This window comes from Ruegeria sp. YKSF131 (assembly GCF_059612645.1).
This window is the reverse complement of record NZ_JBXWQZ010000023.1, coordinates 24,451-43,799: the sequence shown is the minus strand read 5'-3', so window position 1 is coordinate 43,799 and position 19,349 is coordinate 24,451. Positions and strand designations below refer to the sequence as shown.

Annotated in this window: 22 protein-coding genes; 10 read left to right on the top strand and 12 right to left on the bottom strand. The window is 56.8% G+C overall.

The genetic code is table 11. The features are described from left to right. Nucleotides 1-14: 14 nt before the first annotated feature. Nucleotides 15-956 (bottom strand): ABC transporter transmembrane domain-containing protein, encoded by a 942-nt coding sequence (locus tag AC2FLZ_RS10475; protein ID WP_496714842.1) that lies wholly within the window; start codon nucleotides 954-956, stop codon nucleotides 15-17. Between the two features lie 106 nt (nucleotides 957-1,062). Next, nucleotides 1,063-1,806, bottom strand: coding sequence for a CAF17-like 4Fe-4S cluster assembly/insertion protein YgfZ (gene ygfZ / locus AC2FLZ_RS10470; RefSeq protein WP_480484217.1), 744 nt, complete (start codon nucleotides 1,804-1,806; stop codon nucleotides 1,063-1,065). Between the two features lie 73 nt (nucleotides 1,807-1,879). Here ygfZ and AC2FLZ_RS10465 point away from each other — a divergent pair, with 73 nt between their 5' ends. Beyond that, the gene (locus tag AC2FLZ_RS10465; RefSeq protein WP_480484216.1) at nucleotides 1,880-2,554 is read left to right on the top strand and encodes a TIGR04283 family arsenosugar biosynthesis glycosyltransferase; all 675 of its coding nucleotides are present in this window, start codon (nucleotides 1,880-1,882) and stop codon (nucleotides 2,552-2,554) included. 1,003 nt (nucleotides 2,555-3,557) lie between these two features. Further along, nucleotides 3,558-4,397, top strand: coding sequence for an EamA family transporter (locus tag AC2FLZ_RS10460; protein WP_480553837.1), 840 nt, complete (start codon nucleotides 3,558-3,560; stop codon nucleotides 4,395-4,397). 28 nt (nucleotides 4,398-4,425) lie between these two features. On the opposite strand, the gene AC2FLZ_RS10455 is transcribed toward AC2FLZ_RS10460, so the two are convergent. The 3 genes from AC2FLZ_RS10455 to parE form a co-directional block, all read right to left on the bottom strand. Continuing rightward, nucleotides 4,426-5,397: a UDP-glucuronic acid decarboxylase family protein gene (locus tag AC2FLZ_RS10455; RefSeq protein WP_480553836.1), complete on the bottom strand. Its 972-nt coding sequence runs from the start codon at nucleotides 5,395-5,397 to the stop codon at nucleotides 4,426-4,428. A 284-nt stretch (nucleotides 5,398-5,681) separates the two neighbouring features. Further along, the gene (locus AC2FLZ_RS10450) at nucleotides 5,682-6,650 is read right to left on the bottom strand and encodes an MrcB family domain-containing protein (protein WP_496882167.1); all 969 of its coding nucleotides are present in this window, start codon (nucleotides 6,648-6,650) and stop codon (nucleotides 5,682-5,684) included. A 9-nt stretch (nucleotides 6,651-6,659) separates the two neighbouring features. Next, nucleotides 6,660-8,618 (bottom strand): DNA topoisomerase IV subunit B, encoded by a 1,959-nt coding sequence (parE, locus tag AC2FLZ_RS10445; RefSeq protein ID WP_496882166.1) that lies wholly within the window; start codon nucleotides 8,616-8,618, stop codon nucleotides 6,660-6,662. Between the two features lie 153 nt (nucleotides 8,619-8,771). Here parE and AC2FLZ_RS10440 point away from each other — a divergent pair, with 153 nt between their 5' ends. Beyond that, nucleotides 8,772-9,380, top strand: coding sequence for a carboxymuconolactone decarboxylase family protein (locus tag AC2FLZ_RS10440; protein WP_480517598.1), 609 nt, complete (start codon nucleotides 8,772-8,774; stop codon nucleotides 9,378-9,380). Between the two features lie 70 nt (nucleotides 9,381-9,450). Here the strand turns inward: AC2FLZ_RS10440 and AC2FLZ_RS10435 are convergent, their stop codons facing one another. Further along, on the bottom strand, nucleotides 9,451-10,329 hold the full coding sequence (locus AC2FLZ_RS10435) for an alpha/beta fold hydrolase (RefSeq protein WP_496882165.1): 879 nt from the start codon (nucleotides 10,327-10,329) through the stop codon (nucleotides 9,451-9,453). A gap of 121 nt (nucleotides 10,330-10,450) precedes the next feature. Between AC2FLZ_RS10435 and ppk2 the strand changes: the two genes are divergently transcribed. Further along, the gene (ppk2, locus tag AC2FLZ_RS10430) at nucleotides 10,451-11,374 is read left to right on the top strand and encodes a polyphosphate kinase 2 (protein WP_480473473.1); all 924 of its coding nucleotides are present in this window, start codon (nucleotides 10,451-10,453) and stop codon (nucleotides 11,372-11,374) included. A gap of 107 nt (nucleotides 11,375-11,481) precedes the next feature. Further along, nucleotides 11,482-12,852 carry an MATE family efflux transporter gene (locus tag AC2FLZ_RS10425; RefSeq protein WP_480476787.1) on the top strand — a complete coding sequence of 457 codons (1,371 nt, stop codon included), beginning with the start codon at nucleotides 11,482-11,484 and terminating at the stop codon, nucleotides 12,850-12,852. On the opposite strand, the gene AC2FLZ_RS10420 is transcribed toward AC2FLZ_RS10425, so the two are convergent. Together AC2FLZ_RS10420 and AC2FLZ_RS10415 are read right to left on the bottom strand one after the other, a co-directional pair. After that, complete coding sequence (locus tag AC2FLZ_RS10420) at nucleotides 12,849-13,250, bottom strand: hypothetical protein (RefSeq protein ID WP_480473472.1); 402 nt, start codon at nucleotides 13,248-13,250, stop codon at nucleotides 12,849-12,851. The genes AC2FLZ_RS10425 and AC2FLZ_RS10420 overlap by 4 nt on opposite strands. Nucleotides 13,251-13,252: 2 nt before the next feature. Then, nucleotides 13,253-14,455, bottom strand: a complete 1,203-nt coding sequence (locus AC2FLZ_RS10415) for a pyridoxal phosphate-dependent aminotransferase (protein WP_480473471.1) — start codon at nucleotides 14,453-14,455, stop codon at nucleotides 13,253-13,255. A gap of 92 nt (nucleotides 14,456-14,547) precedes the next feature. On the opposite strand from AC2FLZ_RS10415, the gene AC2FLZ_RS10410 reads away from it, so the two are divergent. From AC2FLZ_RS10410 to AC2FLZ_RS10400, 3 genes are all read left to right on the top strand, one after another. Then, nucleotides 14,548-14,940, top strand: coding sequence for a helix-turn-helix domain-containing protein (locus AC2FLZ_RS10410; protein ID WP_480473470.1), 393 nt, complete (start codon nucleotides 14,548-14,550; stop codon nucleotides 14,938-14,940). A 29-nt stretch (nucleotides 14,941-14,969) separates the two neighbouring features. Further along, nucleotides 14,970-15,194: a succinate dehydrogenase assembly factor 2 gene (locus tag AC2FLZ_RS10405; RefSeq protein WP_480476785.1), complete on the top strand. Its 225-nt coding sequence runs from the start codon at nucleotides 14,970-14,972 to the stop codon at nucleotides 15,192-15,194. 78 nt (nucleotides 15,195-15,272) lie between these two features. Further along, complete coding sequence (locus AC2FLZ_RS10400) at nucleotides 15,273-15,770, top strand: MarR family winged helix-turn-helix transcriptional regulator (RefSeq protein WP_480473469.1); 498 nt, start codon at nucleotides 15,273-15,275, stop codon at nucleotides 15,768-15,770. On the opposite strand, the gene AC2FLZ_RS10395 is transcribed toward AC2FLZ_RS10400, so the two are convergent. Genes AC2FLZ_RS10395 through AC2FLZ_RS10385 form a run of 3 tightly spaced genes read right to left on the bottom strand, consistent with a single transcriptional unit; the run spans nucleotide 15,771 to nucleotide 17,607 of the window. Continuing rightward, nucleotides 15,771-16,484 carry a DUF1194 domain-containing protein gene (locus tag AC2FLZ_RS10395; RefSeq protein ID WP_480473468.1) on the bottom strand — a complete coding sequence of 238 codons (714 nt, stop codon included), beginning with the start codon at nucleotides 16,482-16,484 and terminating at the stop codon, nucleotides 15,771-15,773. Beyond that, nucleotides 16,481-17,182, bottom strand: coding sequence for a DUF1194 domain-containing protein (locus AC2FLZ_RS10390; protein WP_480517587.1), 702 nt, complete (start codon nucleotides 17,180-17,182; stop codon nucleotides 16,481-16,483). The genes AC2FLZ_RS10395 and AC2FLZ_RS10390 overlap by 4 nt, the downstream gene beginning before the upstream one ends. Continuing rightward, a complete protein-coding gene (locus tag AC2FLZ_RS10385; RefSeq protein WP_209503395.1) occupies nucleotides 17,179-17,607 on the bottom strand; it encodes a VOC family protein in 429 nt (142 codons plus the stop codon). The genes AC2FLZ_RS10390 and AC2FLZ_RS10385 overlap by 4 nt, the downstream gene beginning before the upstream one ends. Nucleotides 17,608-17,783: 176 nt before the next feature. Here AC2FLZ_RS10385 and thyX point away from each other — a divergent pair, with 176 nt between their 5' ends. Next, nucleotides 17,784-18,692, top strand: coding sequence for an FAD-dependent thymidylate synthase (gene thyX, locus AC2FLZ_RS10380; protein WP_480517585.1), 909 nt, complete (start codon nucleotides 17,784-17,786; stop codon nucleotides 18,690-18,692). A gap of 233 nt (nucleotides 18,693-18,925) precedes the next feature. Continuing rightward, on the top strand, nucleotides 18,926-19,054 hold the full coding sequence (locus AC2FLZ_RS10375; protein ID WP_480492915.1) for a hypothetical protein: 129 nt from the start codon (nucleotides 18,926-18,928) through the stop codon (nucleotides 19,052-19,054). Nucleotides 19,055-19,138: 84 nt separating this feature from the next. On the opposite strand, the gene AC2FLZ_RS10370 is transcribed toward AC2FLZ_RS10375, so the two are convergent. Next, the gene (locus AC2FLZ_RS10370; protein WP_008758035.1) at nucleotides 19,139-19,345 is read right to left on the bottom strand and encodes a cold-shock protein; all 207 of its coding nucleotides are present in this window, start codon (nucleotides 19,343-19,345) and stop codon (nucleotides 19,139-19,141) included. Between the last annotated feature and the right edge of the window lie 4 nt (nucleotides 19,346-19,349).

The following is a 19,349-nucleotide window of genomic DNA, read 5'->3' as shown; positions in this document are numbered from 1 at the left end:
CTGCGCGGTCTTTTTTATGCACTGTTGCGGTACCGGTAATGCGCGGGGTCCGGGCCGAATAGTTCCAACATAAGTTCGTATTTGATGCGGTTGGCACTGACTTGTCTGTAAAAGGCGATCAGGAACGCGGTCGGGCCCTGTATCCGACCAAGCCCGCTGGTCGCGGCCACCACTGTGCCGACATCGGATTTGCCGTGCAGCACCAGATAACCGCCCAACATCAGAATACCGACGGTTCCGGCGCCATTGATCACGCTCAACAGGAACTTGGCCGAAAGCTTCCAAAGAAACATGCGCCGTCGTGTGTCATAGATGTCGTCGAACAGGGCATTGATATCCCGCTCGACGGCATCGATATCCTCGGTGGTCAGCCTATCAGTGGCGCTGCGCAAAAGGCGGACGCGTTCGGCGACGAACGTGTTCACTTTGCGTTGCGACACCAGAACGATAATGATCTGCGGAACAATCATGGAAAACGCGATAAGGCCAAGGCCTGGCTGCGTTGAGGATATGTACCCGATCACGCTGATCAGCGTTCCGACCTGAACCACCGGGTCCGAGAATGCGCCCCCGGCAAACTTGCCCAACTCCTCGGCTTCGGCCGAGATGGCGGTCGTCATGGTGCCCTTGCGCAGGTTTTCACCCGTTTCTTTCAGGTCAGTAGCGCGCCAGAGCAAGCGTTGCCGGATCAGCCGGATCATGTCTTCGCCCAATATCCCTGCGCGAAAACCCAGAACCCATTTCAGGGCGAGGCTCAGCAGGATGACAATCATCATGCCGATGCCCAGCAGAACCAGCTTTTCGACGTGAAGATCATTGGACGTAAGGTGGTTGACGATATCGCGCTGAAATTCAAGCGGAACAGCGGCAAGCGCCGCAATGGCAATGGATAACAGGATGAGGATAATCTGCCGCCCGGCGCTGGCGCGCCAAATCGCGGAATAAAGCTGAAACATGCGGGTATCCGTGTTGCCCCTGTGACGACACATTGGCAGGGCTGGGTAACGGGTTCAAACTTTATGAAACATACGGCGGATAAGGCCGTGCCGATTTGGCAACAAGTTACGCTTGGTCCGTCAGGCGAACCACGACGTCTCCGGCCATCATGTCTGCATTCGCACGGTCAAAGCGCAGATACGCGATTCCTTGGCCGCCTGATTGCGTGAACAGGGTGCCGACGGGTTTGCCGTTTGCGGTAATCTCAGTCCCCGCCGGAACCGATCCTTCGACAAAGACCCGCCGCAAGCCTTTGCGCAACTCGGTCTTGTGTTTCATGCGCGCAGTCACTTCCTGACCGACATAGCAACCCTTTTTGAAATCCACACCATTCAGCGCCTCGAACCCGGATTCGAGGATATAGCTGTCTGGCGTAAGTTCGACCCCAGCCTCGGGGATGCAGTGTCGAACGCGCAGCGCGTCCCAGTCGGTTCCGTCATCGCCATCTGGGGCTGTCGAATAGTCACGCCAACCCATATCCGCGTGACGGGGGTCGGGCAGGGCGGTGTCCGGTGCTGGACCTGTGCCGCGCTGCAGATGCAGATCCGTGCCTTCGATCACCACATCCGCACGGAGTTTGTACATGTTCAGGCGCTTGATCAGGTCATCTGCAAGTGGCTCGGCCACGTCCAGCAGCACCCCAACGTCATCGCGTTTCAGAAAGAAATCTGCCAGATACTTGCCCTGTGGTGTAAGCAGTGCGGCATAGACCAACCCATTGCCCAATCCCTGAACGTCATTGGTTACAAGATCCTGCAAAAAGTTTTCGGTGTCCGAGCCAGTCAGGCGCAGGATGCGGCGGGTGGGCATGGCTTGGTCCTCGTCATTGCCTTTGGCCTCGTGATATAGGAAGTCTCGCAGCCAAGACCAGAGGTTATCGGACGTGCCCGCACCCGTCACTGTAGTGATTCCAACCTTGAATGCCGCCGATTCCTTGCCTGCGTGCCTTGAAGCCCTGATGGAAGGGGTGCATTCCGGGCTGATCCGGGACCTGATCGTCAGCGATGCAGGCTCAACTGACCAGACGTTGAGAATAGCAGAAGATGTTGGCGCGCATGTCATTAGAGGTGAGCCATCGCGCGGCGGTCAATTGCGCCGGGGGTGCGCGCATGCTGATGGAGACTGGCTTCTGATCCTTCATGCAGATACCGTGTTGCAAGAGGGATGGGCCAAGAGCGTAAGCGCCCATCTGCCATCCAACGCACCAGCGGCGTTTCGGTTGGCTTTTCGCGCGCGTGGGCTTGCGCCAGCCTGGGTGGCCGGATGGGCCAATTTGCGCAGCAGGCTGTTCGGTTTACCGTACGGAGATCAGGGGTTGCTGGTTCAGCGTAATGTCTATCTGGCGGCTGGCGGGTATCCGGACCAACCCTTGATGGAAGATGTGGCGCTGGTGCGCGTATTGCCACGGATCGCAATACTCGAGTCGCGCGCCTTTACGAGCGCGGAGCGCTACGAACAGGCAGGTTGGTTTCGGCGGGGCACGCGGAACTTGTGGACACTTCTGCGCTATTTTCTGGGAGTTGATCCACAGGTGTTGGCGCGGGGCTATCGGCGTTGAGCTTCGTACGTAACTCGACCAAAGATTTTCCCAATCGAAATGGGGCCGCAAAGCTAACAAGACAAAGCGCCACGATTTGCAGCACCAGAATATGGGCGTTGGCCTGCAGGTATTCCCATTCGTTTTTCAACTTGCCGACCTGCTCGATCAGGTCGTCATAGCTTTGTGCCAGGATCTGATAATCTCCGGCAATCGCGGGCACCTTACGGCGCATGTTGTCGATGGCTACCTGAGTTTTGTCGTCCAGGGACGTGAATACGAGGAACTGGTCGATATCGAAAGCATCGGCTTTGGCCGTCATATCCCGTAGCTCGTCCATATCATCCTTGGCCTGACTTCCGAACAGGAAGTGCAGGCCCTGCAGGGGGGCTACTTCGTTGGTAACGGCGATGAACAGGGGCAATTCCGAGTTGCTGGCAGTTGAAGCCGACAGAAATTCAACCTTGTCGCACAGCACTGCCGTGTCAGGATCGTAAGCAGGGTCGCAGAAACGCAGACGAAACCGTGCGGCATCCCTGTCGAACGCCAATGTTGCCGCGTAGGCCACATCAATCTGACGATCCAGTCGCGAACTGTCCGACGTATAAAGCCCTGCCAGAACAGCCACCAATGCGCCGATACCACCCAGCACGACCCAGACCAGATCGGCCAGTTTCCACGCCCGGTGCCCCGCTGGTTTGCGGAACAAAAAGGCGGTGCCGATCGATCCTGACAGAAAAAACAGGATAAGCAGGGGCAATTGGTTGTCTGTCACAAAACTCATGTGCCCGATCTTAGAACCTGATGCGCGTCCTGCAACCGGGATCACGTGCAGTTGTAACTTCTTACCGGGCACAAAGGCGCAGGACGAGACCGGAAACGGCTTGCGGACACATTCCCAACGGTGGCGGTATTTTGACCACTGGAATCCGGCTTGACAAAAATCCCGGTTTTGGCAGACACCACGCCCAAGTGAATAGGGCCCAAGACCCTTGTTGCGCGTATTCTGCGGGAAAGGTCGGGCATGACCCTGTTCGTCACTCTGATTATTCTGTCGGCGGCGTTGCTGCATGCCGTATGGAACGCCATCGTGAAAACGGCGACGGACCGCACCACGATGCTGGGTCTGGTCGCGTTGGGTCAGGTCTTGCCAGCGGCGGTAATGGTGATGGTCCTGCCCCTGCCGAACACGCAGAGCTTTGTCTATATCCTGCTCTCGACCGTCGTGCATTTCGGCTATTACTTCATGCTGAGCAAGGCCTACCAGCATGGCGACCTGAGTGTGGTTTACCCGATTGCACGCGGGATTGTTCCGGCACTGGCCTCGCTTTGGGCGATGGTGCTGGTGGGCGAAGTTCTGCCCTGGCAGGCCTGGGGCGGGATCGCCCTGATCGCGGTTGGCATTCAGCTGAGCAGCTGGGCCGCGCTGCGTTCGGGCGTCGGGCGCAGCGCGCTGGGATTTGCGCTGGGCACCGGGTTCTGCATTTCGATCTATTCGGTTGTTGACGGGGTCGGGGTGCGGCTGTCCGGCAATACGCTCAGCTATTGGGCGTGGGGGGCCTTTCTGCACCTGTTCATTGCAGGGTTTATCGGGGTCAGGAAACGCGCCACCCTGAAAGACCTGCCCGTCAGAATATGGATGACGGGCCTTTTGGGCGGGCTGGTTTCGATGACGGCGTATGGTCTGGTGCTTTACGCCAAGAACTTTGCGCCGCTGGGGGCGGTTTCGGCTCTGCGGGAAACCTCGGTCATCTTTGCGGCGCTTATCGGGTTCATTTTCCTGAAGGAAGGCAACTGGATGCGACGCCTGGGTGCCGCTGTCCTCATGGCCATTGGCGTCGCGCTGATCGGCACGGCGGTTTGATCCGGTCCCCGAGCCATAGCGAGACGCGTTATCCGGCTGCGCCTTCTGACTGAAGCGTCCGGAAATACCGGATCGTTGCGTCCAACCCTTCCTTCAGCTGCACCGTAGGCTCCCAGTTCAGCAGGGTCCGCGCCAGCGTGATATCGGGCTGACGTTGTTTCGGGTCGTCCTCAGGTAACTCCCTGAAACTTATAGGGGTTTCCGCGCCAACAAGCGCCTGCACTTCGCTGGCCAGCTCGTTCATCGAGAACTCGTTGGGATTGCCCAGATTGACCGGGCCGGTGACCTCCTTGCCGGTATCCATCAGGCGGATGAAGCCTTCGATCAGATCATCCACGTAACAGAATGACCGGGTCTGCGTGCCGTCGCCAAAGATCGTGATCGCCTCGCCGGTCAGGGCCTGCATGATGAAATTCGACACGACGCGCCCGTCGGCGGGGTGCATTCGGGGCCCGTAAGTGTTGAAGATGCGGGCGACCTTGATCTCGAGCCCCATCTGACGGTGATAGTCGAAGAACAACGTCTCGGCACACCGCTTGCCCTCGTCGTAACAGGAGCGCGGACCAACCGGGTTGACGTTGCCCCAATAGTCTTCGGTCTGCGGATGGATCGTCGGGTCGCCGTAAACCTCAGACGTCGAGGCCTGAAAAATCTTGCATTTCAGACGTTTCGCCAGTCCCAGCATGTTGATCGCGCCATGCACGCTGGTCTTGGTCGTCTGCACCGGATCGTGCTGGTAATGCACGGGTGAGGCGGGGCAGGCGAGGTTATAGATCTCGTCCACTTCCACGAACAGAGGGAAGGTCACATCGTGGCGCATGAACTCGAACCGCGGGTTGCTGTGCAGATGGTCGATATTGCGCTTGGTGCCGGTGAACAGGTTGTCGACGCACAAAACCTCATGCCCCTGATCCAGAAGCCGGTCGCACAGATGCGAGCCTAAAAACCCGGCCCCACCGGTTACGAGAACACGTTTTCGACTGTCATAAAGGCGGGCCATTGCAAATCCTTAATCGTTAAATGCGAGCCGGCTTGTCACAGGGAAGCCGGATCTTTGTTTGATTAGTAAACCGAAGGAATTTGAATTGCAGTAGATTTTGGTTTTTTGAGGGCGCGTGTGGTGTTGTGGTGTCTTCCGCCCAGTCAATGCTTGATGCGAGGCAGGTTGAACGAGTGCAGGTTACTTTTTAGGCACGCATTAGGAATCTAATTAGGTAGGGTGAATACGAGCAGTCATCTAGAGGCAGTAAAAAACTGCTGTGCGCATCCATCGAAAATTTTTGGTTAAGTAATTATTTTCGCATGAATAAAGCTGATTTTACTCCTGAGTTGTTCAATATCGCCTACATCCTTCTGTTTATGAATCACTCGGTGACAGGTTGGGCATAGTACTAGGAAGTCGTCTGGAATTTTGTACCTGCGAGTTTCACCTTCTGAGAGCTCTCGAATTGGTTTTGCATGGTGAACATCAAGTGGAACGTTCTTGATTGGGCCTTCATAACGATAATGTTCAATTGGCGCTAAACCGCAACCCTCGCATTCAATTCCGCGACGTTCCAAAACCCGTAACCGTACATTCTTTGCGCGTTCAATTCTTTTAGAAAGGACATAATTCCTGGTCTCGTGGATGTCAGTTGACCCAGACTCCTCCATCATGGTGTCGACAGGAGTTCTACCTCCTCGGTCTACAAGCACCTTGTATGCTGCAAGCATCATTTCCAGGTCTTCGTAAAACTGGTTGGGATCAATCGCATCTGCTTGGTAGACCCTGCCAAACGCGTGACCAGCAACATACCCGGCTGGAAGCTTTTCCGTCGAGCCCAGATCGATGCTATCACTGTCAAATCTTTCAAAAAACTCAGGAATTCTTTCTGTTATATCCACTGCTCGACGTGCGAGAATGCTCCGCCCTTTGTCATTTTCTCCGAACTCTCGGTAAACTTCGGTCGTGCCTTGATTGAGCGAAAGCACTATCTCTTCAGTTTGAGCGTTAATAAGGTAAACGACATAGTAACCGCGAGTTGCAGTGTCGGTTACGAGCGGATCGAAGAAAGCCAACCACGGTACCGAAGCCCATCGTGATTGCCCGACACTTGCTTTAACTTCCAATTCGTATGGCAGGAAGACTAGACGCTTCTTTGCTTCTATCGCTATGTCGTGCCGTACAAAATTTCCAAAGTTACTCCCAGAGAAACTTTTAGCACGCTCAAAGACGTACTCGCGCGCGAGACGCGATAAATACTCATGAAGCATTTAGGTTACTCAAACATCCAACTCCTCCACAAACCGCGCGTTCTCCTGAATGTATTGGAACCGCAGTTCAGGTTTTTTACCCATCAGACGCTCGACCAGATCGCCGGTCTCGCCGGGTTCGTCCTCGTCGATGGTGACCCGGATCAATTTCCGGGATTTGGGGTCCATCGTCGTCTCTTTCAGGTCCTTGGCGTCCATTTCGCCCAGACCCTTAAAGCGGGACACGTCGATCTTGCCCTTGCCGCCCAGACCTTTCTTCAGCCATTCGTCGCGCTCGGCCTCGTCCAGACAGTAGACGCGTTTGGCGCCCTGGGTCAGGCGGTACAAAGGCGGGCAGGCCAGATACAGGTGGCCCGCGTCAATCATCGGGCGCATCTGGGTGAAGAAGAACGTCATTAGCAAGGACGCGATATGCGCCCCGTCCACATCCGCGTCGGTCATGATGATGACCTTGTCATAGCGCAGGTCGTCGACGTTGAACTTGGTGCCAAGGCCCACACCCAGCGCCTGCGTCAGATCGCTGATCTCGGCATTGGTGCCCAGTTTCGAGCTGGCCGCGCCCAGCACGTTCAGGATCTTGCCGCGCAGGGGCAACAGGGCTTGCGTTTTGCGGTCGCGGCCCATCTTGGCCGAGCCGCCCGCAGAATCGCCCTCGACGATGAATAATTCCGTGCCGTCGCGTGTTGAACTGGAACAGTCCACCAGCTTGCCGGGAAGACGAAGTTTCTTAGTGGCGGACTTGCGTTGTGTTTCCTTCTCGGCCCGACGGCGCAGGCGTTCCTCAGACCGCAGGATGAGGAAGTCGAGGATCGCGCCGGCGGATTTCGTACCAGCCGCCAGCCAATTGTCGAAATGGTCGCGGACCGCGTTTTCGACCAGCCGCTGCGCCTCGACCGTGGCCAGACGGTCTTTGGTCTGGCCCACGAATTCCGGCTCAGAGATAAAGCACGACACCAGCGCGCAGCCACCGGTCAACAGGTCGTCGCGGGTGATCTGCGCGGCCTTCTTGTTGTTGATCAACTCGCCATAGGCCTTGATCCCCTTGAGGATCGCAGCCCAGAAACCGGCCACATGGGTGCCGCCTTCAGGGGTGGGAACGGTGTTACAATAGGACTGGATGAACCCGTCACGCGACGGTGTCCAGTTGATGGCCCATTCGACTTTGCCGGGGGTGCCGAATTTCTCGTTGAAATCGACGGTGCCCGCAAAGGGTTGCTCGGCATAGGTGGACGAGCCGTTCATTGTCTCTTTCAGGTAATCCGACAGGCCGCCGGGAAAGTGGAACGAGGCCTCAAGCGGGGTTTCGCCGTCATCGATGGCGGTTTTCCAGCGGATTTCGACGCCCGAGAACAGATAAGCCTTGGAGCGGATGGATTTGAACAGCCGCGCGGGCTTGAACTTGTGATGGCCAAAGATGTCCGGGTCGGCGTGGAAGGTCACCGTTGTACCGCGCCGGTTCGGGGCCGCGCCAACCTTTTCGACCGGGCCAAGCGGGATACCGCGCGAGAAACGTTGTTCATAGAGAGTTTTGTCCCGCGCCACCTGCACGACCATCGAATCAGACAGCGCGTTCACCACCGACGCACCGACACCGTGCAAGCCGCCCGAGGTCTGATAGGCCTTGCCTGAGAACTTGCCACCCGCGTGCAGGGTACACAGGATCACCTCCAACGCGGACTTGCCCGGAAATTTCGGATGCGGGTCGATCGGGATACCGCGCCCGTTGTCACGGACGGTCAGGGCGTAGTCGGAATGCAGCTCGACCTCGATCCGGTTGGCATAGCCTGCCACAGCCTCGTCCATCGAGTTGTCGAGGATCTCGGCCAACATATGGTGCAGCGCACGCTCATCCGTGCCGCCAATATACATGCCGGGGCGTTTGCGAACCGGTTCCAGCCCTTCGAGCACCTCGATCGAGGAGGCGTCATAGGTAGAAGTGGCGCTGGGCGTCAACAGATCTTCGGGCATGGGTGCTGCTCTTGTTTTTTGGGTTTCCGCCATTATGGCAGGTGATGTGGTCCGGGGGAAGAGGGACGCGAGGTGTTGTGGATTTTCTGTCAAGCCGCTTGCAATCTGTGCAGATAATCAGTCCTTTGATCCCGGTAAAGCAGAGGTGAATAAATGAGCTGGATCAGAACCGTTCCGTTCGAAGAAGCGACTGGAAAGTTGAAGAAACTCTACGAGCGCGTGACCGGGCCGAACAATAACGTAGACAACATCATGATGGCACACAGCCTTCGCCCGCATTCGATGGAAGGCCATATGGCCATGTACAAGGCGGTGCTGCATCATTCAGGCAACAAGATACCGAAATGGTTTCTGGAAGTGCTGGGGGTTTGGGTCAGCTCGCTGAACCGGTGCAGCTATTGCGTCGAGCATCACTTTGCGGGTCTTCAACGCTTGCTGGGTGACGCGGCGCGCGGCAACGCGATCAGGGCAGCGATTGAGGCGCGCGATCCCTTGGCTGCACCGCTGGATGCGGCGCAAATGGCTGCGATGGATTATGCCCGCAAGCTGACCGAAGCGCCGGGCGATCTGGTCGAGGCGGATGTCAGCGCCCTGCGCGACGCAGGTTGGGATGATGGAGAAATCCTCGAGATCAATCAGGTCTGCTCCTATTTTTCATATGCAAACCGGACGGTTCTGGGGCTTGGGTGCTCAACCGATGGTGATGAGTTGGGGTTGTCGCCGAACAACTCTGACAACCCTGACGACTGGGGGCACCGGTAAGGTGCTAAAGATGTCGTTGGCGCTGCGACAAAGGCCGCCCGACTGGCCGTTGCACACGGGCAGGGCCTGGTTACGTCTGGCCTGTCCATTCCAGAACGGCCTGCGCCACGGCCTGCGGGTTTTGATTATGCAGCCAATGATCGGTGCCGGGGATCGTGACACGGGTGAGGTTGGTGGCAAACGCCTCGAGCCCCTCAGTGGATTCGTGTAAAAGGGCTTTGTCATCCGGCCCCCAAAGCAACAGGTGTGGACACCTGACACGCAACCGGTCGAGCGGCAGGTCGGGCAGGTCTGTCGCGGGGACACCGGGTTTGGCGACAACGAGCGGAGAAGCACGATACCAGTTCAGCATCGCCTGTAGCCGACCGGGACGGGCCCATTCAGTGCGGTAGTCGGCCATGCGAGCTTCGGTCAACCAGTCCAGCCCCATACCATGGCGAAAGAACTGTTCCAGCATCGCAAAGTTGTTTTCGGACAGTTTTTGCACGGCATCAGGTGCCCTCAGCAGATTGATATATTGCGAGGCTATGGATTGTGCGCCACCCGAGGCCATGGCGCGTTGAAACGGCCCCGGATGTACGCCGTTTGCAATGATTAGCCGATCAACGAGTTCCGGGCGGAACATGGCGACGCCGTAAGCTACCGATGCGCCCCAGTCGTGACCCAGCAGCGCAACAGGCGCACCGCAGGATTCTATCAGCGCCGCTATGTCCGTGACCAGTTGCGACAGGGTATAGTTCTGCACCCCTTCGGGACACCAGCTTTGGCCATAACCGCGCTGGTCCGGAGCAATACAATAAAAGCGTTCTGCCAGATGAGGCGCAAGACCAGCCCAGGCGCCGCTGTATTCGGGGAAACCATGCAGCATCACTAACGGTGGCGCGGCTTTGTCGCCCCATGTCCTGACGTAGAAAGAATAGCCGTTCAGCTTGAAAAAAGACGTTTGCATTGGAACAAGTGATCCGCGCTGGAAACTATGGGTTTTTGAGGCATTTATTTGATACCAATCAAAGCGCATTTCCGAGCTTTCTGCTAGCCACCGTTCGGGACAGTAGAAAAGGACAGGATGTATGGACGCCATTGCCACGACCAACGCAGAACCCACCCAGATCAAGACCACGCTCGCCAAAGACACCGACCCCTCAGCGCCCAGCCCCGAGAAAATCCGGCAGGCATTTGAAAGTGGGAAATACCCCTATGGCCGCAAAATGGCCCGGTCGGTTTATGAGACGCAAAAAGCCAATCTGCAGGCCGAGCTTTTGAAGGTTCAACTGTGGGCGCAGGAAACGGGGCAGCGGTTTGTGTTGTTGTTCGAAGGGCGCGATGCCGCAGGCAAAGGGGGTACGATCAAGCGGTTCATGGAGCACCTGAACCCGCGTCAGGCCCGTGTCGTTGCATTGAACAAACCCACCTGGGAAGAGAAAGGCCAGTGGTACTACCAGCGCTACATTCAGGAGATGCCGACCGTAGGCGAAATGGTGTTCTATGACCGGTCCTGGTACAACCGCGCGGGTGTGGAGCGGGTCATGGGGTTCTGCACGCCCAACGAATATCTTGAGTTCATGCGGCAAACGCCCGAGTTGGAACGGATGCTGGTGCGCTCGGGCATTCAGCTATACAAATACTGGTTCTCGGTTACACAGCAAGAGCAGCAGCGCCGTTTCAAAAGCCGCGAAACCGACCCCCTGAAGCAATGGAAACTGTCACCGATCGACAAGGCGAGCCTCAGCAAGTGGGATGACTATACCGAGGCGAAAGAGGCCATGTTCTTTTACACGGATACGGCTGATGCACCCTGGACGATTATCAAGTCGAATGACAAGAAACGCGCGCGCCTGAACTGTATGCGTCACTTCCTGTCCTCGCTGGATTACCCTGGCAAGGATCACGATATCGTGTGCGAGCCTGATCCGCTGATCGTAGGGCAGGCGCATCACGTTATTCACCGATCCGAGCATATTCTGGGCACCGCGTTGCATCCCGACGCCCGTTGAGCATCAAAATGCCCGGCCACAGGGAAAGGACGGGCACCAAAGTCTCAATCTGAAATTTTGCCGATCCGCTCTTGTCCCGCGCCAAAGCCGCGCATATGGCTGGAGCGATGACAAAGGTGATGACATACCCGGCCCATTTTCGGGCTATTGCCGTTCTTGGCCTGCCACTGGTTGGCGGTCATCTGGCGCAATACGCGATCGGTTTGACCGACACCATCATGCTGGGTTGGTACGGGGTCGAGGCGCTGGCGGCCGTTACCTTGGCCAACAGTTATTACTTCGTGTTGTTTTTGTTTGGCGCGGGATTTGGCTGGGCAGTCATGCCCATGGTGGCCACAGCAGCGGCGGAAGGGGACGAAACCAGCATTCGCCGCTCGACCCGGATGGGTCTGTGGTTGTCGTTGCTGTATGCCGTGGTTGTCATGCCCTTGCTGTGGTGGTCCTATCCGATCCTGATCGCCATGAAGCAGGAACCGCAAGTCGCTGCAACCGCAGCCGAATACCTGAGAGTCGCCGGTTGGGGATTGTTTCCGGCCCTCATTGTGATGGTGTTGAAAAGCTATCTTGCGGCATTGGAGCGAACGCAGATCGTTTTATGGATCACAATTGCGGCGGCGGCTGTGAACGGGCTGACCAATTATGCGTTGATCTTTGGCAACTGGGGCGCCCCCGAACTGGGCGTGACAGGGGCGGCAATCGCCTCGATTACGACACAAGTTGTTTCGCTGATTGCGGTCGTTATCTACGTGGTCCGGACGTTGCCGGAGCACAGCCTCTTCCAACGGTTCTGGCGACCGGATTGGGAAATGTTTGCCAGCGTATGGAAGCTGGGTGTGCCCATCGGCTTGACCACATTGGCCGAAGTTTCACTGTTCGCGACTTCTGCGGTGATGATGGGCTGGCTGGGTCAGGTCCCGCTGGCTGCGCATGGGATCGCCTTGAACCTGGCTTCGGCCACCTTCATGGTTCACCTGGGCTTATCAAATGCAGCGACCATCCGGGCTGGCAATGCGCTGGGTCGTCGGGATAGGGCGCATTTGGAAAAGGGCGCAATCTCCGTGACTGGTATGTCGCTGGTCATGTCGGTGGCAACCATCATCCTGTTCCTGACTTGTGCCGAGCCTTTGATTTCCCTGTTCATGGAAGCAGATGATCCGCAGCGGGGACAAATCCTGACCATCGGTACCGGTTTGCTTGCCATGGCGGCTTTGTTCCAGCTGGTCGACGGCGCGCAGGTGATTGCGCTGGGCCTGCTGCGCGGGTTGCAGGATGCCAAGATCCCAATGGTCATGGCGGCGCTCAGCTATTGGGTCGTAGGGATTCCCGCGTCGTATTATTTCGGCTTTGTCCGTCATATGGACGGCATCGGCGTCTGGCTGGGCCTGGTGCTTGGTCTCGCCTTCGCGGCCGTGCTTCTCATGACCCGGTTCTGGATGTATTCGGTACAGCAGATACAGATATCGGCCGAGCCCGCTTAGTCTTTGTCCAGCCGATCTGCCTTTTTTCGCACCAGTACCGTACGCAGGTCGTGCATGGCCATCAATAACCTGTCGGTCACATCCTCCAGCTGCGTGTCGCTTGCCTTGGACTGAGCCCATTGCGTGGTCAGATTCAGATAGTCGACCGCGCGATGAATGTCGTCGATGTCGCGCTGGGCCAGCAGGGCCCGGCGCTCTTCCATCCATTGGGCAATCTCGGCCTGATCCCGGTCTGACAGCGTCCGCTGCCCGTGCGGCTTGACCTCACCATTGCGGATATTGATGACGGCAATCTGATCCATTTCGATCCGACGCTGACGGTTTTCAGTATCGATCCGAAACACCGCAGCACCGTTTTCACGTATGCGAAAGTAATACTCAGGCAGTTCGGCGGACATGGTCACCTCAGAGAAGCACAAAAACGCTGGATGCGGCTGCAAGCTTCGGTCAGTGCCGCGTCGGACGTAGCATAGCTGACGCGGAAATTCGGCGACAGGCCAAAGGCGGCACCAAACACAACGGCCACGTCGGCTTCTTCCAGCAGGGCGGTTGCAAAGGCTTCATCGTCTACAAGGACCGTCCCTGCCGGCGTCGTTTTCCCGATCAATCCGGCGATAGACGGATAGACATAGAAGGCCCCTTCAGGCGTTGGGCAGGTGACGCCGTCGATCTCGTTCAGCATCCGAACCACCAGATCGCGTCGGCGCCTGAATGTCTCGTTATTCGGGGCCAGAAAATCCTGGGTTCCGTTCAGGGCCTCAACAGCAGCCCATTGGCTGACCGAACAGGGGTTCGACGTTGATTGCGACTGGATCTTGCGCATGGCCGCGATGATCTCGACCGGGCCGGCGGCATAACCGATGCGCCAACCTGTCATGGCATAGGCTTTTGAAACCCCGTTGCAGGTGAGGGTCCGGTCAAATAGACCGGGTTCAACTTCGGCCGGGGTGCAGAACTCGAACCCGTCATAGGCCAGATGTTCGTACATGTCGTCCGACATGATCCAGACATGCGGATGACGCATCAGTACATCGGTCAGCGCCTTCAGTTCATCCCGACTATACCCTGCACCCGTCGGGTTCGAGGGCGAGTTAAAGATGAACCACTTTGTTTTGGGCGTGATGGCGGCTTCCAGTTGTTCTGCGGTCAGTTTGAAGCTGTTTTCCAGCGTCGTTTCGACCACAACAGGGGTGCCCCCCGCCAAAAGCACCATATCGGGATAACTGACCCAGTACGGCGCAGGGATGATTACCTCGTCACCGTCATTCATCGTCGCCATCAGGGCATTGTACAGCGTTTGCTTGCCACCGGTCCCGACCGAGATCTGGGCCGGCGAATAGTCCAGCCCATGATCGCGTTTCATCTTGGCACATGCCGCTTGTTTCAGTTCGGGGATGCCGTCCGGCGCGGTGTATTTGGTTTTGCCTGCTGCGATGGCCGCAACAGCGGCGTCTTTGATGTTCTGTGGTGTGTCAAAATCCGGCTCACCGGCGCTCAGGCCGATGACATCACGCCCGGCGGCCTTCAGCTCGGCTGCCTTGGCTGTCATAGCGATGGTGGGTGAAGGTTTGACGCGTGACAGTGTCGCAGACAGAAAACTCATGCTCGGCCTCGGTTTGTATGTTCAGCCCGACTGTCATAGGGTGCGTCAGAGTGACGATCAAGCCGTATAGATAAAGTGAATTGGAGACCCGAATGAATGATGAAAACGACTGGTATGGTCCGGATTCTGCGACATTCGGAGACCGTCTGGCCGGTGCACGCGAAGCCGCGGGAATGACACAGGCGCAACTGGCACGGCGTCTTGGGGTCAAGAAGGCGACAATTTCAGATTGGGAAAACGATCTGTCCGAACCCCGGGCCAACAGGCTGTCGATGATGGCGGGCATGGTCAATGTCTCGATCATGTGGTTGTTGACCGGCGAGGGCGACGGCATGGATGCACCTGTGGGTGAGGGCGAAGGTGGAACGGAACTGTCCTCGGCCGTGGCCGAACTGCGCGCCATCCGCGCTGAGATGCGCGCATGTTCCGAACGCGCGGCACGTCTGGAAAAGAAAATGCGTCAGATGCTGGAGCAGAAGAATTGAGCGAACCCCGGGATGTGCGCATCAAGCGCATGCAAATGCGGTCGATGCGACGCGGCATCAAAGAGATGGACATTATCCTGTCAGCCTATGCTGGGCGCAATCTGGCCGACATGGATGCCGACGGTCTGGATATCTATGATGCGCTGTTGCACGAAAACGATCAGGACCTTTATCAATGGGTTACGGGGCAGGTGCAGCCTCCGGCGCGATTTGCCAGCCTGGTTGCAGACATAGCGCAAACCTTTCAGAAATAAGGCAAAGTTCCGCTTAACCGATTTTTCGGATTTTCGGTTCATCGTGTGTCAAACAGCGCGACGGAATCGGAGGGTCGGATGAGTATGGAAATGCAGGTCTCCACACCAGAGACTAAGGGCTTCATAACCAGCTATCTTGAGGCACTGGTCCTGGTGGAGCGTCTGCACCGGTTGTTGCTGGATGTCATCAAGGACGAGTTTGAGCGCGTCGGCGTATTGGAAATCAATGCGGTTCAGGCGTTATTGCTGTTCAATATCGGTGATCACGAAGTTACGGCAGGCGAACTGAAAAGCCGTGGATACTATCAGGGCAGCAATGTCAGCTATAACCTCAAGAAACTGGTTGAGATGGGCTATATGCACCACCAAAGATGCGAGATTGATCGCCGTTCAGTTCGCGTACGCCTGACGCCGCAGGGCAGAGAAATCCGCAATATCGTGTCCAAGCTGTTTGCACGTCACGCCGAAGGCCTGCAAGGCAGGGGGGTGCTTGGGCTTGACGGTATTGAGGATATCACCAGTTCGCTGCGTCGCGTTGAACGGTACTGGACGGATCAGATACGGTATATCTATTGATCAGTGGCGGGCGTCAGACAGAACAAGGCTGTCCAGCTCACGAAGAAGTTTGCGGGTCATGGCCTCTTCATATGCCTCAAAGCCCAGCGCCACTTCTACGAACGCGTTTGGCCCCAAAATGACCCAGGCTGAATAATAGGCTGATAGTTCACCGACCTGAACATATCTCCGATCACCTTCTTTCGGATCGTCGGCACCGATCACCAGCCCGTTAATTGTGATCCCGTCATGTCGTAAACTAGCTTTCACATCACGTGGATGCGGTCCGAGGTTATGTTTGCCATCACCGGACAAATCCAGCGTACGGCGCCAGCACCCCCTTTGCTGATCAAGCAGGGAAGAGCCAAATAACATGGCCGACCCTAACGCCGTTCCCTGCGGCGCTGCGCTGCGCGAGGTGCGGATCAAACGATCACTGATTGCGATCAGGTCGGCGGGGGACCGTACTTCTGTCCACTCCAGCAGCATCCGTTCATGTCCCCGCTCGCTCCATTCGAAGATCGCCAGACGCAAGGCGGTTGCGCCGTCCGACAACATAAGTTGGCCAACTTCGGGGCGGCTCAGGGCCGCCGCCAGCCCGTCCAGTTGCAGCCTGTATTCCCGGCTGTCGACCGAACCCGACACATCCAGCCCCAGCGCAAGGGCCTGACGGCATTCGCCAAAGGCAGGTCCTGATATCAGGCAAGCCAGTAAGACGATCACGCGACGTATCATGGGCCTTCAATCCGCAATGCACCGATCTGCAAGCCGCTCAGTTCCCGTTTCAGTTTCTTTCGCATGGCGCGCTCGAAATCTTCAAACCCGGTGGCAATTTCCAAAAAGGCGCCGGGCCCGTGCAGGACGTTATTTTCGAAGAAAGGGATCAGGAACAGCTCTCCCTCGAAATCGGCTGCGTTGATCACAAGCCCATTCACGACAGTGTTTTGAAAGGGAAAGTGCCGATAGGCGATCTGCGGCCCATAGCCATCGTTGTTCGTGCCATCGCCGGACAGGTCAATGGTTTGAAACAAGCATTGCGGCGCTTGCTCCATAAGGGTTGCACCGTATGCCAACGCATAGCCCATAGCTGTTGCTGATCCGCTGTCAGATCGGGCGGATTGGCTGACCTGGCTGGATGCGAACAGCAGATCACCAACATCATCGATCATTGTCCAGTTCAGGACGACATTTTGGGTTGAGCGGCCACTCCACTCATATACCGCCAGGGCAACCGGCATAGGTGAAGAAAAGAAGGCCTCTTGCACTTCGGGCGCAATCAATGCGGCGGCTAACCCCTGCCGCTGTAACACATCTTCGGCCTCATCGACTGAAACGGAAATATCCATCGCCAAGGCCAGCGCCAAGCGGCATTGCTCGGCCTTGACAGGGCTGGCCTGAACGACCAGCCCAAACGCTATCAGCCAACGGATCACCAGTGACCACTGCTCTCCATGCTGGCCCAGGGTTCGGCTGGTTCCAGTGCTTCGCCATTCTGCAAAAGCTCAACCGAGATATTGTCGGGCGATCGAACAAAAGCCATGCGACCATCCCTTGGCGGGCGATTGATCGTAACACCGTTGTTCTGAAGATGTTGGCAAACCTCGTAGATATTGTCGACACCGTAGGCCAGATGGCCGAAGTGACGGCTGTCGGCGGGCAACTCGTCATCACCGTCCCAATTGTACGTCAGCTCGATCGGGGCGTCTTCCTGTCCCGGAGGGGCCATGAAGATCAGAGAAAATCGCCCGGCTTCACTGTCGTACCGACGTGTTTCTTTCAGACCCAGAAGCTCGTAAAATGCCATGGATTTTTCAAGATCCTTCACGCGGACCATGGTGTGAAGATATTTCAACGCCATTTCGGCCATCCTTTTTCGACTCACATTGCCAAGAGCTTAGCGCTCCTCCTCGACGTGTCGATAGAGCCCTCGGCAGCAATTTGTTTTTTGCGTCCGCTGCGGCATATATCGCGGTTCCTGTGCCGGGATCGGCGATATATAGTGGCAGGCGACTCATTGCCAGAAAGGAAGATTCGATGCCGCTGTCCCCTGATCAACAGGCCGAGATCGACGCGCAACGCGCGCAATCGCATCCCACGCGTCGAGTTGTCTCGGCGGGAATGGAAGATCACCTGTACACAGCGCATCAGGTTCTGGATCATGGCTTTGTCCGCGTGATCGACTATATGGGGGACGATGCCGCCATCTGTCAGGCTGCGCGCGTTTCATACGGCAAAGGCACCAAATCTGTTCAGAATGATGAAGGGTTGATCCGGTATCTGATGCGGCACTGGCATTCGACGCCTTTCGAAATGTGCGAAGTCAAATTGCATGTGAAATTGCCGGTGTTTGTGGCGCGGCAGTGGATCCGGCACCGGACCGCCAACGTGAATGAATACTCGGCACGGTATTCAATTCTGGATCGCGAGTTCTATATCCCTGCCCCTGAACATGTGGCGGCACAGTCCGAAGTAAACAATCAGGGCCGCGGGGCAACGTTGGAAGGTGAAGAGGCCGCGCGTGTATTGGAAACCCTCAAGGCGGACAGCACGCGGTGCTATGACAACTACGAGTCCATGATCAGCCAGGACGGGCAACAGGGGCTTGCCCGTGAACTGGCCCGCATGAACCTACCCGCAAACGTTTATACGCAGTGGTATTGGAAGGTGGACCTGCATAATCTGTTCCACTTCCTGCGCCTGCGTGCCGACCCACATGCTCAGTATGAAATCCGCGTTTATGCCGAGGCGATGTGCAAGATCGTCGCTGATTGGGTGCCGTTTGCGTATAAGGCGTTCGAGGATTATCGGCTGGGTGCGGTAAACCTGTCTGCCCAGATGGTCGAAAGCCTGCAACGAATGCTGGCAGGAGAGGCGGTCACGCAGGAAAACTCGGGGATGACGGCGCGCGAATGGCGTGAGTTCGAGGCGATCATTCGCAGATAGAACCGACAAGCTGCATAGCTTTTGTCTATACGTGTCGTCATGGAATTGTTACATTGGTTCCATGGCCCGCTTTTTGAACCTTGCTCTGTTATGTCTGGTTTTTGGTTTTGCCCTACCTGTGCGAACCAAATCCCCATAGCTGAGGTTCTGTGCGAACTGGCGCCCCGGCTGCACCAGAAACTGGAAAGTCAGTTCGGCGCGTGGCATCGGGTGTTCGCGGGCCGGAACAGGTTATGGAAGTCTGGGCAAGTCAGCGCGGGGACTGGACAATGGTTGTCACCTACGCGACAGGCACATCTTGCATCGTGGCTACGGGCGAAAACTGGAATAACCACGCCGACGCCAAGCCCGCGCGAGGGTAATGGAACGAAACCGGTGGGGGATGGATAACGGCCGGAAATTGGCCGTCATCCTTAATGATCTACCGCGTGTTTAGCGGGAAGTCGTTACAGTGGTTTCAAATCAGCTGCCATTTGGCGGCCGTCGCGTCCGTCCTGCAACTCGTACGAAACTTTTTGGTTGTCTGCGAGTCCGGTGAGGCCGGACCGTTCTACGGCCGAGATATGTACAAACACATCTTTGCCCCCTTCGTCAGGGGCAATAAATCCATAGCCTTTGGTGGTATTGAACCATTTCACGGTGCCGGTTGGCATGTCC

Coding starts and splice junctions, on each gene's coding strand:
- AC2FLZ_RS10475 (WP_496714842.1), bottom strand. CDS start 956: ATGTTTCAGCTTTATTCCGCGATTTGGCGCGCCAGCGCCGGGCGGCAG.
- ygfZ (WP_480484217.1), bottom strand. CDS start 1,806: ATGCCCACCCGCCGCATCCTGCGCCTGACTGGCTCGGACACCGAAAAC.
- AC2FLZ_RS10460 (WP_480553837.1), top strand. CDS start 3,558: ATGACCCTGTTCGTCACTCTGATTATTCTGTCGGCGGCGTTGCTGCAT.
- AC2FLZ_RS10455 (WP_480553836.1), bottom strand. CDS start 5,397: ATGGCCCGCCTTTATGACAGTCGAAAACGTGTTCTCGTAACCGGTGGG.
- AC2FLZ_RS10450 (WP_496882167.1), bottom strand. CDS start 6,650: ATGCTTCATGAGTATTTATCGCGTCTCGCGCGCGAGTACGTCTTTGAG.
- parE (WP_496882166.1), bottom strand. CDS start 8,618: ATGCCCGAAGATCTGTTGACGCCCAGCGCCACTTCTACCTATGACGCC.
- AC2FLZ_RS10440 (WP_480517598.1), top strand. CDS start 8,772: ATGAGCTGGATCAGAACCGTTCCGTTCGAAGAAGCGACTGGAAAGTTG.
- AC2FLZ_RS10435 (WP_496882165.1), bottom strand. CDS start 10,329: ATGCAAACGTCTTTTTTCAAGCTGAACGGCTATTCTTTCTACGTCAGG.
- ppk2 (WP_480473473.1), top strand. CDS start 10,451: ATGGACGCCATTGCCACGACCAACGCAGAACCCACCCAGATCAAGACC.
- AC2FLZ_RS10425 (WP_480476787.1), top strand. CDS start 11,482: ATGACAAAGGTGATGACATACCCGGCCCATTTTCGGGCTATTGCCGTT.
- AC2FLZ_RS10420 (WP_480473472.1), bottom strand. CDS start 13,250: ATGTCCGCCGAACTGCCTGAGTATTACTTTCGCATACGTGAAAACGGT.
- AC2FLZ_RS10415 (WP_480473471.1), bottom strand. CDS start 14,455: ATGAGTTTTCTGTCTGCGACACTGTCACGCGTCAAACCTTCACCCACC.
- AC2FLZ_RS10410 (WP_480473470.1), top strand. CDS start 14,548: ATGAATGATGAAAACGACTGGTATGGTCCGGATTCTGCGACATTCGGA.
- AC2FLZ_RS10405 (WP_480476785.1), top strand. CDS start 14,970: ATGCAAATGCGGTCGATGCGACGCGGCATCAAAGAGATGGACATTATC.
- AC2FLZ_RS10400 (WP_480473469.1), top strand. CDS start 15,273: ATGAGTATGGAAATGCAGGTCTCCACACCAGAGACTAAGGGCTTCATA.
- AC2FLZ_RS10395 (WP_480473468.1), bottom strand. CDS start 16,484: ATGATACGTCGCGTGATCGTCTTACTGGCTTGCCTGATATCAGGACCT.
- AC2FLZ_RS10385 (WP_209503395.1), bottom strand. CDS start 17,607: ATGGCGTTGAAATATCTTCACACCATGGTCCGCGTGAAGGATCTTGAA.
- thyX (WP_480517585.1), top strand. CDS start 17,784: ATGCCGCTGTCCCCTGATCAACAGGCCGAGATCGACGCGCAACGCGCG.
- AC2FLZ_RS10375 (WP_480492915.1), top strand. CDS start 18,926: ATGGAAGTCTGGGCAAGTCAGCGCGGGGACTGGACAATGGTTGTCACC.
- AC2FLZ_RS10370 (WP_008758035.1), bottom strand. CDS start 19,345: ATGCCAACCGGCACCGTGAAATGGTTCAATACCACCAAAGGCTATGGA.